General features: G+C 56.7%; 14 protein-coding genes. 3 read left to right on the top strand and 11 right to left on the bottom strand.

Annotation, left to right across the window (positions count from 1 at the left end; translation table 11 throughout):
* Positions 1-99: 99 nt before the first annotated feature.
* From N2245_RS04020 to N2245_RS03970, 11 genes are all read right to left on the bottom strand, one after another.
* Positions 100-597, bottom strand: a complete 498-nt coding sequence (locus N2245_RS04020; protein WP_494535445.1) for a DoxX family protein — start codon at positions 595-597, stop codon at positions 100-102.
* A 124-nt stretch (positions 598-721) separates the two neighbouring features.
* Positions 722-1,753, bottom strand: coding sequence for a universal stress protein (locus N2245_RS04015; RefSeq protein WP_494535444.1), 1,032 nt, complete (start codon positions 1,751-1,753; stop codon positions 722-724).
* 16 nt (positions 1,754-1,769) lie between these two features.
* On the bottom strand, positions 1,770-2,378 hold the full coding sequence (locus N2245_RS04010; RefSeq protein WP_494535443.1) for an NAD(P)H-dependent oxidoreductase: 609 nt from the start codon (positions 2,376-2,378) through the stop codon (positions 1,770-1,772).
* Positions 2,379-2,412: 34 nt separating this feature from the next.
* Positions 2,413-3,288: a universal stress protein gene (locus tag N2245_RS04005; RefSeq protein ID WP_494535442.1), complete on the bottom strand. Its 876-nt coding sequence runs from the start codon at positions 3,286-3,288 to the stop codon at positions 2,413-2,415.
* A 515-nt stretch (positions 3,289-3,803) separates the two neighbouring features.
* Positions 3,804-4,514, bottom strand: a complete 711-nt coding sequence (locus N2245_RS04000; protein ID WP_494535441.1) for a PIG-L deacetylase family protein — start codon at positions 4,512-4,514, stop codon at positions 3,804-3,806.
* Between the two features lie 10 nt (positions 4,515-4,524).
* Positions 4,525-5,478 (bottom strand): GNAT family N-acetyltransferase, encoded by a 954-nt coding sequence (locus N2245_RS03995; RefSeq protein WP_494535440.1) that lies wholly within the window; start codon positions 5,476-5,478, stop codon positions 4,525-4,527.
* A 5-nt stretch (positions 5,479-5,483) separates the two neighbouring features.
* Positions 5,484-6,329 (bottom strand): carbohydrate ABC transporter permease, encoded by an 846-nt coding sequence (locus tag N2245_RS03990; RefSeq protein WP_494535439.1) that lies wholly within the window; start codon positions 6,327-6,329, stop codon positions 5,484-5,486.
* Entirely contained in the window at positions 6,326-7,255 is a 930-nt protein-coding gene (locus tag N2245_RS03985; protein ID WP_494535438.1) for a carbohydrate ABC transporter permease, read from the bottom strand. Before N2245_RS03985 ends, N2245_RS03990 begins: the two co-directional genes overlap by 4 nt.
* A gap of 6 nt (positions 7,256-7,261) precedes the next feature.
* Positions 7,262-8,635, bottom strand: a complete 1,374-nt coding sequence (locus tag N2245_RS03980) for an ABC transporter substrate-binding protein (protein WP_494535437.1) — start codon at positions 8,633-8,635, stop codon at positions 7,262-7,264.
* A gap of 68 nt (positions 8,636-8,703) precedes the next feature.
* On the bottom strand, positions 8,704-9,435 hold the full coding sequence (locus N2245_RS03975; RefSeq protein WP_494535436.1) for a GntR family transcriptional regulator: 732 nt from the start codon (positions 9,433-9,435) through the stop codon (positions 8,704-8,706).
* Between the two features lie 650 nt (positions 9,436-10,085).
* Positions 10,086-10,403 carry a hypothetical protein gene (locus tag N2245_RS03970; protein ID WP_494535435.1) on the bottom strand — a complete coding sequence of 106 codons (318 nt, stop codon included), beginning with the start codon at positions 10,401-10,403 and terminating at the stop codon, positions 10,086-10,088.
* A gap of 307 nt (positions 10,404-10,710) precedes the next feature.
* Between N2245_RS03970 and N2245_RS03965 the strand changes: the two genes are divergently transcribed.
* Genes N2245_RS03965 through N2245_RS03955 form a run of 3 tightly spaced genes read left to right on the top strand, consistent with a single transcriptional unit; the run spans position 10,711 to position 12,912 of the window.
* Positions 10,711-11,340 carry a TetR/AcrR family transcriptional regulator gene (locus tag N2245_RS03965; protein ID WP_494535434.1) on the top strand — a complete coding sequence of 210 codons (630 nt, stop codon included), beginning with the start codon at positions 10,711-10,713 and terminating at the stop codon, positions 11,338-11,340.
* Positions 11,327-12,178: an ABC transporter ATP-binding protein gene (locus N2245_RS03960; RefSeq protein ID WP_494535433.1), complete on the top strand. Its 852-nt coding sequence runs from the start codon at positions 11,327-11,329 to the stop codon at positions 12,176-12,178. The genes N2245_RS03965 and N2245_RS03960 overlap by 14 nt, the downstream gene beginning before the upstream one ends.
* Positions 12,175-12,912, top strand: a complete 738-nt coding sequence (locus N2245_RS03955; protein ID WP_494535432.1) for an ABC transporter permease — start codon at positions 12,175-12,177, stop codon at positions 12,910-12,912. Before N2245_RS03960 ends, N2245_RS03955 begins: the two co-directional genes overlap by 4 nt.
* Positions 12,913-12,988: the final 76 nt, after the last annotated feature.

The raw sequence follows: 12,988 nt of genomic DNA, 5'->3' as shown, positions 1-12,988 counted from the left end.
TCTACCGCGCTTCGCTTGGTGGCCCCGACGAGCGTCGCGAACAAAAGTTCGCAACCCTCGTCGGGGATCATTTCGGAATGTCACCCACAAATATTTTACTCACACCCCCGCTATTCTCCAGGCAAGCATGAGCCCTATAGCTCCGATAAGCAAGATTGGGTTGGTGGATACGGTACCTGCCAATAGGTAGTTAGCGTTCATCACGGCCCCGAAGAAGGCCGCTATCCCCGTGAGCACCCCAAGGATCAGCGCGATGCCCACCAGCACCTCTCCCCACGCCACCAGGTAGCTGAACAGTGTGGCGTTGGGCAGCACCAGCTCCCGCAGAAACCAGGCGTACCATCCCTGCACGTCGGGGTGCTCGCCGCCCGTCTTGGCCAGCGCCCCCTTAGCAAATCCCGCCACCACCGATCCAGCCTTTGACCCTACCCAGACTCCAGACGGGTCAACAATCTTCTCCCACCCAGCCCGCAGCCACTCATATCCTATATAGAGCCTCACCACCAGCCAGAAGATCGCCATCCTGGAATCGGCGAACAAGAACCGAGTGATGCTGGGCTCCGGTCTCTGTGTGGGGTCTGCCGTAGCAACTCTCATCGTAAGTACCTCCCGTTAGGTTGTTAGATCCGTTTCCAGTCCTCAGCATAGCCCTTCGAGCCCTCAGACAGAACACTCCAAAAGGTCGTTTAGCGCTATCTGGAGGGCAGTCTTGCCCCACCCCTTAGGATGGGGCACCCTCCTCACCTACTGCGGCGCCACTGGCTGTGCTAGCCCCCTCCACGGCACCGCCCTTCGGGCGCACGAGCACCAGGGGGGCTGTGCTCCTGAGGAGCACCGAGTGAGCCACGCTGCCCAGCAACAGCCGAGTGGTAGCGCCCCTGCCGTGCGTGGCCATCACCACCAGCGCTGCCCCTACCTCGCGGGCCGCATCATCTATCACCTCGACCGGCGCCCCGACGCTCACGTACGTGCGCGGTCTCCTGTCCCCGCTGGACAACCTACGAGCCACCGCTTCCAGGTAGCTCCGGGCACCCTCCTCCTGCACTTCCAGCTCTTCCTGGAGGTAGGAGATCGCCATCCACTCATTGGCAAGCGTGAGTGTGGGAGGATACACGGCCCGCACCAACACCATCTCTCCTCCCAGGGTATTGGCTAGCAGCGCCGCGAAGGGGATGGCGGCCTCAGCAAACGCCGAGCCATCCAGGGGCACCAGCAGCACGGGTGCCTGGTCGAGTCTAGTGACGTCAGGGTTGTGTATCCATGCCCGGATCAACATCACAGGTACCTTTGCCTGCGCAAGCACGCCCTCGGCGACGCTGCCGTACAAGAACCGAAACACGCCGCTCCGGCCATGCGTGGTCATCACTATGAGGTCGGCGTCCTGTGCCTCCGCGGCGATCCGCGTGGCCGGCGCCCCAGGCGGCACGGACCTCAGCACCCTCACCCCCCGGGACTCGATCCTGCCGGCTATCTCGCCGAGATAGCTGCGCGCCTCATGTACCTCACGGAGGTGTTCCCGCGCCTCCGCAGGCCCGTCAGGCCATTCGGGAGGTACCACACGCACCAGCAGAATCTCCGCGCCACTGCGTTCCGCCAGGACCTGGGCATACGGCAGAGCCTGCTCAGCAAGCGCGGAGCCGTCAAGCGGCACTAAGATCCTCCTCAGGGTGGTAGGTTCGTAAGTGTTAGACATCATCTGATTTCTCCTTAGGGTAGATCTCGAGAGTGGTCTCTGGCGAGGATCGACCCACATCCCTGCAGATCAGCGGCTAGGGTGTCATTGCGGCGATCCGCCCTAGCCGCAGCCACATAGCCACGGTGGCGACCCTCTCCCCTAGCTCTCTGGCGGCGTCCAGCTCTGTCAGGTTCGGAGGCCGGTCGCCGCCCGGCCCGGCGACCGTCACGGCACCGTAAGGGGACCTATGCTCCACGAACATAGGCTCAGGTAGTCCTGGTGTCACTACGACCATCCCCAGATGCATCATGAGCCTGAGCATGGCCTGCAGGGCGTGCTCGCTGCCGGCATGCTCCGCACCACAGCTGACGAAAGCTGCTCCTACCTTGTCCTGGAACATTTGGTGCCACCAAGGTGCCCGGCCCTCGACTTTGGCACCTACTTGCCCAGAGAGCAGAGTCTCGAAGAACGAGAGCACCGGCGATGCCGCGTTGCCGAAGTACGCCGGGGTGCCCACTACGATGGCATCAGCGGTTCGCAGGTCTGCCAGCTCCGGCTGCGGCTCCTCACCTATGCGATACAACCGGACATCAGTGCCTGATACTCGCCTGCAGCCCTCCGCCACCGCCTGGGCCATCACGGCCACTGAGCCGAACCTTGAGTAATACACCACGGCCACCTTTACGTCACGATCCGTATCCACGACATTTCCTCCCTTGTCATCCTTAGCCCCGCGCCTAAGGACGCCTGGAAAGCAGCACCAGAGGGGCAACACCGCAGCGCAGCACCTCGGTCGCCACGCTACCCAGCACCAGTCGCTCGAGGCCGGTACGGCCGTGCGTGGTCATCACCACCAGCCCTGCCCTGTGGCCGCGCTCCGCCCGGCATATCTCTCTCCCCGGATCACCGAAAGCCACATCCGTCTCGGCGTCCACCCCGTGCCGTACGCAATCGCTAGCAACCCTTTGGAGGTAACTCTCGGCCTCCAGCCGCGCCACCTCTTCGGGGTCCTCTGAGTAGCGGAAGGTGTCGGGAGTTGTTTCGGCCAGGATCGCCCCCTGCTGCGCCCTCGCGCTAGCCACTCTGAACAGCACCAACTTGGCCCGAAGCATCCCAGCGATCTCTTTAGCAAGAGATAAGGCAGCCTCGGCGAATTCTGTGCCATCCAGGGGCACCAAGATGGTATCGACTTCGGTTGCCGCCATCGACTCGTCGGTCCATCCCCGGACCAGCATCACCGGTGATTGAGAGCGAGCAAGCACGCCCTCAGCGACACTGCCGTACAGGAACCGAGACACGCCGCTCCGGCCGTGCGTGGTCATCACTATAAGATCGACTCCCTCCAGGATCGACGCGCGCACGATCACCTCTACCGGCTCCCCTATGTGGACGGTCGCCTCGACCTTCAAACTAGCATCCCTTAGCTGGGATACCTTCTCATCCAGGTACCGCTCAGCAGCGTTAAATGCCTCGAGCAGGTTCCCCGCCGACATATGCGGCGAGACCGCCCTCAGCAGGACCAGGCTGCTGGATGGCCCCTTCGCCAAGAGTTTGCCCCAAGGGATCGCCTTCTCTGAGAGATCAGAGCCATCCAGCGGTACTAGCACTCTCATGATATTTCCTCCAGCCGCGAGCTTTGTACCCTCATGGTAGTACAGGAAGATCGCGGACTGACACACCCCAAGGTGTGGTTCTCAGCCACCCGCTGGGGTAGTACTGCGATGCGCTGGATGCTCATCCCCTTTGCCTCGGAGCCCGCGCGCCTCACAAAAAGCGCTGACCCCATCAGCAACGCATCTCAAGAGCCAAGGCCGATCCACCTCATATCCCGGCATACTGCAGCAAGATCCGGAGCACGCTCGCAGTCCATACGCGAGGCAAATCCTTCTTTACTGAAAGATTCGTACGTCCACAGGACGAGGCATCTAGGCAACCCCCCTGTAGTGCGCAATCAGGTTGGACGGCATGACCCGACCCACACCGGAGGACGTCTAGACTATATAGTGAGAGCCGGGAGCTGGACCAGCTACTTGGTCCCACAGTCGGCAGAGCGCTCCGGGGAATGGGTCGTCAGCCGCCTAGCGCCAAGGCAGTCTGAGCTTGGGCTAGGTAGCTGCTCCCTCCTCATCTACTCTTCTAGGAGGCCCATACGCTGCCTGACACTGTAGTAGCTGGCAGGGCGCATGAGCGCCACGGCACGATCGCAGCCCGCCTCCGCCCCCCGCATGCGGCTGGCACCATCGTACCATTGCTCGTACCTGAAGGATACCACCTCACCTCGGAACAGGCTGTAGGCATGAATGGCCTCTAGGTACCGGTCCCATACCTCAGTGACATCCAGGTACACCTCAGGCCTGAAGCCCTCCATATCCTCCCAGTTCTCCGCAAAGTACACCCGGGACGGCGAGTGCTCAGGGTATTCCCTCTTGAATGCCTTGAGGCCAGCAAAGAATAGCGAGGCCATCACGTTATCGTGGGTGTTGTTGTGATCTCTGTGGAAGCTGCCCTTCCAGTGGGTGAGGATGACGTCTGGCCTGTGCTTGCGAATGAGGTCGGCGATGTACCACTGGGCCTCCTCATTGACTGGCAGCTCGCCATCGGGATAAGGTAGCATCACGCATTCAGCTCCAAGGATTTCTGCCGCTCTCTGCGCTTCCTCGCGCTTGATCTCGAGGTACTGCTCCGGTGTCAGGACAGGGCTACCTTTCTCTCCACCGGTCATGTGTACCATCACTGCTTTCCAGCCGGCCTGTACGTGCTTGAGCACCACCGCCCCGCCCATGATCTCAGCATCGGCAGCGTGTGCCCCAACTACCATTATGCATCTCTGTGTTACCACCTTCTACCTCCTAGATATCTTTCTTGAGTACTGCAAAGCGTCTCACCTCATGGAAGCCACACTGTGAGTAGAGCTTGGCTGCATAGTCGCCTGTCCAGAGGAACCATGCGGCATGGTAGCCTTGCTTGCGCATCTCCAGGAGCATGTGCGCCAGCAGCACCCTACCTATACCTCTGCTCCTCATATCGGGATGTACACCAAAGGGGCCAAAGCGTTCTGCTCTGTGCTCGGCGTACCCTATCACCTCGTCATCTCGACAGGCAATCACCATCCCCACCGTGCGGGGATCGCCTGCAAACAGGTCGCCCAGCACCCCAGAAGCTTCCCTATGCCAGTCCCAAGTGAAATGCTGCTGAACAAACGCCAGCACCGGCACTATGTCCCGAGGCTCGACCTCTCGCACGACTATGCCCTCGGCTCGGAGCCTATCCTCCGTCTCGCGAATGTGGTTTGGTATCTGGAAGCCCGTGAGCTCGGCCCGCATGCTGAGCGGCCGCTCTATCACCTGCCATCCGTCCTTCACGAGCCAGTCGACGGCGCGACTATAAGCGTGCACGTCGATACCGGGAGTGAAGTAATAGGGGACATAGGGGGATATAGCTACGGATCTTGTTCCCAACGCGCGCAGTCTCTCTAGAGCGGCCTCCAGGAGCTTACGCCCCAGCCCCTTTCCCTGCCAACTGGGCGCCACTGCAAAGGCTGTGATCCAGGCTTGTTCGGGCTGTAGACCGTCGTTGAAGAAAGGCACCTTACGCTTGATAGATAGCAAGAAGCCTGCAACTTCTCCCTCAACCTCCGCAACCAAGCAGCCCTCAGGATCGAAGTTAGGGTCCAGCAGGACCTTAGAGCGCCAGGTAGCCGCGTTGATAGGGTCCGCCACCAAAGCCTCGTTCCACACTCGCAGCAGATCATCCTCGTCTTGAGCACGATAGGGCCGAATAGAGATAGAAACCTCCGCCGCCATACACCTCACCCCTTCATACCAGTCATAGCTATACCTTGCACGAAGTACCGTTGCAGCGCCAGGAACACCAACACCACCGGGATAATGGCCAAGGCCGACCCAGCCATCTGCAGATTGATCACCTGTGGGCTGCTGGCGTAAACCTTCAGGCTGTTAAGCCCTAGAGGAATAGTCCACATATCAGATGATCTTACCACTACGAGTGGCCAGAGGAAGTTGTTCCACTGGTAGACGAAGGCCAGTATGCCCAATGCGCTCAGCGCAGGTGCGCTCAGAGGCACTGCTATTTGCCAGTAGATCCTGAACTCAGAGGCCCCATCTATTCTGGCGGCATCAAGCAGCTCCTCTGGCAAGCTCAGCATATATTGGCGCATCAAAAAGATGCCGAACGCCGTCACGATGTTGGGCACTATCAGTCCCCAGTAGGAGTTCACCCAGCCCAGCTCCTTCACTATATAGAACACTGGAATGAGTACCACAAAGAACGGGATCATGATGGTGGCTAGTACCAGTATGAATAGTAGGTTGCGCCCTGGGAACTGGAATTTAGCAAAGCCGTATCCTGAGAGCGAGCTGGTAAGCAGGATGCCCAAGGTGGTGGTCAAGGCCACAAAGAGGCTGTTGAAGTACATCCTGCTGAGAGGCAGGACCTCTCGTAGCCGGATGTAGTTCTCAAACTGTGGGTTGTGCGGAAACCACACCAGGGGGCGAGCCATGACCTCCGCGGAGGTCATCAGCGAGGCCAAGATCATCCAGATGAATGGCAACAGCATCAGAAACGCCCCCACCGATATCGCCAAGTACTTCACAGCGTTCACGAACATACTCGATGGCCTGAGTTGTGCGCTCATTCTCTCTCCCTCAACAGGCGTAGCTGGATCAAAGTCATGGCGAACACAACGACGAACAGCAGGATCGCCATAGCCGTAGCTCGTCCCATGCGCAGGAACTGAAATGCCGTCTGATACATGTACAGTACCAACGTGTTAGTCGAGTTGACAGGCCCGCCGTTGGTAAGAATGAAAGGCAGATCAAATACCTGTAGGGACGACAGTGTGATGATCACGGCGACGAACAGGATCGTGGGGCGAAGCAGCGGCAAGGTGATCCTCCAAAACTGCTGCCAACTGTCGGCCCCGTCCACCTTGGCGGCATCGTACACCTCGCCAGGAATACTTTGCAGCCCCGCTAGGAAGATGATCATGTAGTATCCCAACTCGTGCCAGATAGACGTGGCTATCAGGCTGGGCATCGCCTGGCTCGGGCTGTTCGTGAAATCCAGCGTCGGCAACCCCAGGAACTGGAGGACACCGTTGAACAGCCCATATGTGGGGTGATAGAGGTTGGACCACACGATAGCAATGGCCACGGAGGAGGTAACGTAGGGCATGAAGAAGGCCGACCTCCAGAGAGCCCTCAGCCGCAGACGGGAGTTGAGCAGCAGGGCCACTGCCAGGGACAGCGCCATAGTCAGCACAACGTTGCCCAAGGCGAAAACGACGCTGTTCCTGAACGTCTGCCAGAATAGGGGATCCTCGAACAGCAGATAGCGATAGTTCTCGAATCCCAGGAAGCGCGCTCTGCTCAGAGGAACCAGCATGTTCCAGTCGTGTAGGCTCACGTAGATGGTGAAGAGGAAAGGGATGAGAGCGAAGACCAACAGGAAGGCGATGGAGGGGGCTATAAATAGGTAGCCCGCTACCGCCTTCCTGTTGAGCACTCTACGGTGCGCGCGCCTCTCACGTGCTGCTTCCTTTGTGGCACTGATCGTGCGCATGAGCGACTATTGCCTCTTTTCCTTCAAGATACGCTCGGCTTCTTGGGCAGCTGTGTCCAGAGCTTCCTTGGGCGACTTTTGCTTGTACCAGGCCGCCTCTATCTGTTTCTGCAGAGAAGTCTTGATCTCTTGGGCGCCAGGAATGATGGGCTCTGTGCGCGCATTGCTGAGTGCCTCTACGAAGGGCTTAATGAATGGATCGTTGATCCGACTAGCCAAAGCCTTTTGATCGGACAACCTACTAGGTAGGGCGTTCAAACCTGTGGTGAGGTACTCTCCCATCGGGGAAGCCTTACCATTTCTCGGACTGTTAAGGCACTCTATAAACTTCCACGCGATGTCAGCGTGTGGACTGTTCTTGTCAACTCCCCACAACCAGTTGTATTGCAGCGCTACTGACTCATGGCTGTCATTGTAGGGAATTGGTGCGGAGCCAAAGCTTTTGATACCTAAGGAGGATGCTCGGAGCGATGATCCCCACCAATTAGCCATGATTGTCATCGCAGCCTTACCGGCAACGAAGTCCTCAAGCCCAAAGCCAAGATTGACCGAACCATCGTTAATGAGATCCATTTCGAAATCTAGGGTTTGAACGCCAGGTTGTTGATTGAACAATGCTTGGGAATAGTCCTTTGAGACGAACTCGCCACCATTAGACCATAACAAGGAGAGCCAAGGATGAACTACTCCTGAATCCCAACCTTTTATGAGCATAAACCCAGCCTGGGTAATCTTGCCGCTTGAGTCCTTCTTGGTGCACCGCTTGGCTGCTGTCCTAACATCATCCCAAGTCTTAGGTACATCATCGATGCCTGCCTGATTGAAGATCTTCTTGTTGTATATCAACTGGTATGAGTCGACCTCGGTTGGATATCCCCAAATTTGACCATTGTAGGTCACGCCCTCTACGGAGCCTTGGCTATAATTGCTTTTGATATCGTCGACCAGATCTACTGGAGGAGGAGCCAGCAGATCACTGCCTACAAAGTCCGGCAGCCATAGATTATAAAAGTGATAGATGTCCACGGTTTGGCCGCCCAGCCTACCTGTCATTATCTTCGTCAACAGCTGATCGAAGGCCACAGTCTGATGCACGATGCGGACGTTCACCTTGCGGGCGCATTCGTCGAACCAAGGGGTGAGCGCCTTTAGCAAGCTCTGATCACCCCAATGAGTGAGCACGGTAAGCGTAGTACTAGCACCGCTTGGCCCGCTAATATGTGGTGCTGGCGTAGGCGTGCTACTGGCACCGGTCGATCCGCTAGACGTTACAGTAGGTGTTGCCGAAGTATTCGATCCTCCACATGCTGCGAGTAAGGCTGGTATCGTTAGAGTAGATAGTTGTATGAATTGTCTACGGCTCATTCTAGCTGTACTCATATATCTCCTCCTGCCTGAAGAAGTCGTTGGATTGATTCATGATAGATGCTGTCAACCCTTATATGTAATCACCTCCAATCCCTAACCAACCGAGTAGAGAAGGTGTATCTATCTCCTCGGTAGGTAGATACGGCATATTCCACTGGATGACCATGGTTGGTGTAGGTAGTCCTACGGGTAAGTAACACTGAGGATCCAGGAGATATCCTAAGTAGGTTGGCTTCTTCCTTGCCAGCCAACCCAGCTTCAACTTCCTGTAGGGCCTCTACTAGGGAGACTCCGTATTTGGTCTCGAGCAGCACGTATAGCGAGTTATGCTCTAGGTCCTCCGCCACTAGCCTCTCACATCCTGGAAAATGGATATGAGTGAGCTCTAGGGCTAATGGTTCTCCATTGGATATACGCAGGCGGTATAACCGAAATACCTCTTGACCTGGTGAGATCTGTAGTCTTTCCGCCACCATAGAATCGGCATTGTACATGCCAGCGGCCAACACTTTGGTGTTGGGAACTTGTCCCCTGTTATGCATGTCCTCAGTGAAGCTGGTGAGCCTATCTAGTTGCTGATAGATACGGGCTCTACGGACGAAAGTCCCCTTGCCTTGTTCCCTGTAGAGTAGCCCTTCATGGACGAGGTCAGTAATAGATTGCCGCACAGTCATCCTACTAACCCCGTACTGCTCACACAGTTCCCTTTCAGAGGGTAGTCGCATACCCTCAACCCACTCCCCAGACAAGATCTTGTCACGGATGATCTCCTTGAGTTGATAGTACAAGGGTACAGGTGCTCGACGGTACAATTAATGATCTCCATACCTCATGATATTATGTTGTATATACCACTGTTACTATAATCCTTATAAACTGAAGCGACGTCGTTGTCAATACCTAGAATTAGATAAAATCTCCTGGGAGCTTTTATGCTGTGTGTTGGTAGATGCGATTGGCTGTAAGCCTAATATATTGAACTTATACTTCTCAGGAAGGCTTGATTTTGAATGCCACGAGTACGAATCGGCGATAAGCTAGGATCGTTATTGTCGTCAATCCCAACAGAGACCAAGCTTATCCAGAGAATGTCGCTGCACACTAGTGGTATCTCCGTGCTCTCAGCCCTAGGAATACGTCATCAACCGTTTCTTCAGGGTAGGAGGCTATGCCAAGTCTTCCTCTATGTTTTATGTTTTAGCACAAAGGACTAATGCCACCTCTTGTTGTGAAGCTTCCTTGAGGATCGGGTCGCATTCGTTATGGCTCGTCTTCAATATGGATTATAGCTCTACCAATAGAGGTCGTAGCAGATGCTAGGTGACTGATGTCTTTTCCACACAAATGTATGTTTAGAGGCCATTCCCATACACGGAGGGGTGCAGTTGGAGACAAGGTAGCATTTAGCTATTGGTTTGCCATATTGAGCAACTACAATGTAGTTCTTTGGACTCACCTGTTGCTAGGCCACGGGTTGGATAATGTCCGGAGCATCGTTGTGAAAGCTGTTGACGTTCCTGGACACTTGGTAGTGCTCAAGCCAGTCGTCGGGGACAGGCAGCAGGTTGCCCACACCCCAAGGCAACAGCTTCAGATACAGCATCGTGATCACCTTCAATACGGCATAGCGTCCCCAACAGATAGATAACCTCCCAATACCTGCCAGACCACGCACACCCACTGCAGCCCCAACATGCGGGTGGAGAGAATCCTGACAATGAGATGTGCAGGCAAGCTTGCGACGCATCCCATCCCACGCACGGATCAAGCAGGTTCCCATGACTCCCTAGGAGAAAGCTTCAACATCATACGGACGCACCTCTCTGACAGACTCATCCGATAACAGCAGGGCTGTACGTAGCGCAGCTAATGGGACTACAAGAGACGTGGACGCCGGTAGGTTGCTTGAGGGTTCCAAGCCATTACGCGGACCTTGCCCCTGCATTACCAACTCAAGCCAGTCACCGATCGATGACTGACATCTGCATTAAGGCTGCCTGAGAGAACTCGGTTCCGCAACCATTATTGAATGAACGATCAATCAACGATATAATGCGCTTGTGTGACCACTCAGTTAGGAGGAAGGTATGGAAGGAGAAGATCGCAAGCGACAGATCCTGCTCGCGGCTTTTGAGGAGTTTTCTGAGAAGGGGTTCCATGGCGCCACCATCAAGGGCATCGCCGAGCGCGCTGGCCTGCAAGCCCCCGCTCTTATCTACTGGTACTTCCCTGGGGGTAAAGAGGAGTTGTTCTACTCGGCAGTGGAGAGCCAGCTATCTTTCCTCCAGTCTTTCCAGGATCCGGAGGCTCTCCTGGACGTTCCACCGGATGTCGTGCTCCACAAGGTGGCGGATGCCTACGGGGAGTTTGTATCACGTCCGGTGACGATTAAGCTGGCCCGACTGCTTCTGGGGGAGGCCCCGCGTCACCCACAGCTGTTCGACCCAGTGTTAGCCCGCGGCCCCATGAGGGTCATTCAATTCCTCGAGACTTACCTGGAGAGGCAGATACAACTAGGGAGACTGCGACCTCACGACGTGCGCTCCAGCGCGAGGGCCTTCCTGGGCATGCTGTTTCCCATGGGGCTGTCCCACGTGCTCCTCCCACAGTTAAGGGAGCAAGGCCCCACGGACGAGGAGTACATAGACGAAACCATCGAGATCTTCCTAGCCGGCCTCAGACCCTGCAAGGAGGAAGCAAAAGATGAACGCGATTGATGTACAAGGCTTGACCAAGCGCTACGGTCGCACCGAGGCTCTACGAGGAGTGGACCTATCGGTACCGGAGGGTTGCCTCTTCGGCTTGCTGGGGCCCAATGGTGCAGGCAAGACAACGCTCATCAGAACCCTTGTCGGTGCGCTGCGCCCGACAGGAGGCAGCGTGCGCGTGCTGGGGCTGGAGCCCCTCAGGCAGCGCTGGCAACTACGCCAACAGATCGGCTACATGCCGCAGTCGCCTGCGCTCTACGAGGACCTATCAGCGCAGGATAACGTAGCCTTCTTCGGTAGTGCTCACTTGAGCCACGGCCTAAGAAAGAGGGTAGAAGAAGTACTCCAACTAACAGATCTTGCAAACAAGGCTGACTATCCCGTGCACGCCCTCTCCGGAGGTATGAAGAACCGTGTGTCGCTTGCCGCGGCTCTCGTCCATCAACCCAGGATATTGTTCCTCGACGAGCCCACAGCTGGGGTGGATCCTTACCTGAGGGCGAGGCTGTGGGAGCTATTCAAAAAACTGGCCTCAGAGGGCACCACCATCCTCATCAGCACGCACCTGATGGATGAGGCGATGCTGTGCGACAGGGTGGCGATACTGCTGGGGGGTAAGGTGGTCGCCGATTCACCGCCTCGTAAGCTGGTGGAGCATGGTGGCACCCGCCTGCAGGTAAGGGAGTACGGCCGGGTACAAGAGGAGCTTATAGGAGGTAGTCCGGAGGCACTGGCGGAAGCCCTCAGGCCGTACGGCCTCAGGGCCAGCGTGGAGGCCATAGATGTGCGGCCAGCCAGTCTGGAGGACGTGATGCTCTCACTGCACAGCCAGGAGATAAAGCAATGAGGAGAATGTGGTTGGTAGCTCGTAGGGTACTAGCGCAGCTTTCACACGACAGGAGGCTCCTCGGGCTCTCCATAGTCGCCCCGTTAGTGATAGTGTACTTCCTAAAGCTCTTCTTCGACACCATGCCCCCGGGCTTCGACGTCGCCCGCTACGCGGTGCCGATCGCAGCGTTCCTGGTGCACTTCTTAGCTTTCCTCCTGAGCGCCATCGTGTTAGTGCAGGAGCGCACTGCCGGCACCATGGAGCGGATGTTCATCAACGGCTACCGGCGACATGAAATCATAGGAGGCTACCTGCTTGGGTACCTAGGACTAGCAACCATTCAAGCTCTGGTGGCACTCACAGAAGTGCTCCTACTGTTTGACCTCAGCTACGACGCAGAGACGCTGTTGGTGCTGTTCGTGGTAGTGTGGCTGCTGGCCATTGCCTCGGTGATGCTGGGCATCTTCATATCGACCTTCGCTCGCCACGAGGGGCAGGTGTTCCCCTTCGTACCGTTGATCCTCGTGCCATCAGCCTTTCTATCTGGCATGTTGGTGGCGCCATATCAGCTACCCACATGGGCTGATTGGCTTGGATTGGCCTTTCCCCTACGCTACGCCAACAACGTGATCCAGGAGATGATAAGCCCTAGCGGGTCATTCGAGAACACCTGGCAGAACCTAGTAGTGCTATTGCTCTACATCCTTGGGCTTTTAGGGTTGGCTTCTTGGGTGATGCGCGAGGTGGAATAGGGAGTATGAATCAGTCCTTCATAAGATCATGTGTGGTTTTGGGGGCGGTATGCCCCCAAAACCACTTGAATCAGGA

Source organism: Thermobaculum sp. T2p (assembly GCF_059335935.1).
Note: the sequence above shows the minus strand (reverse complement) of the source record. Positions and strands in the feature narration are given on the sequence as shown.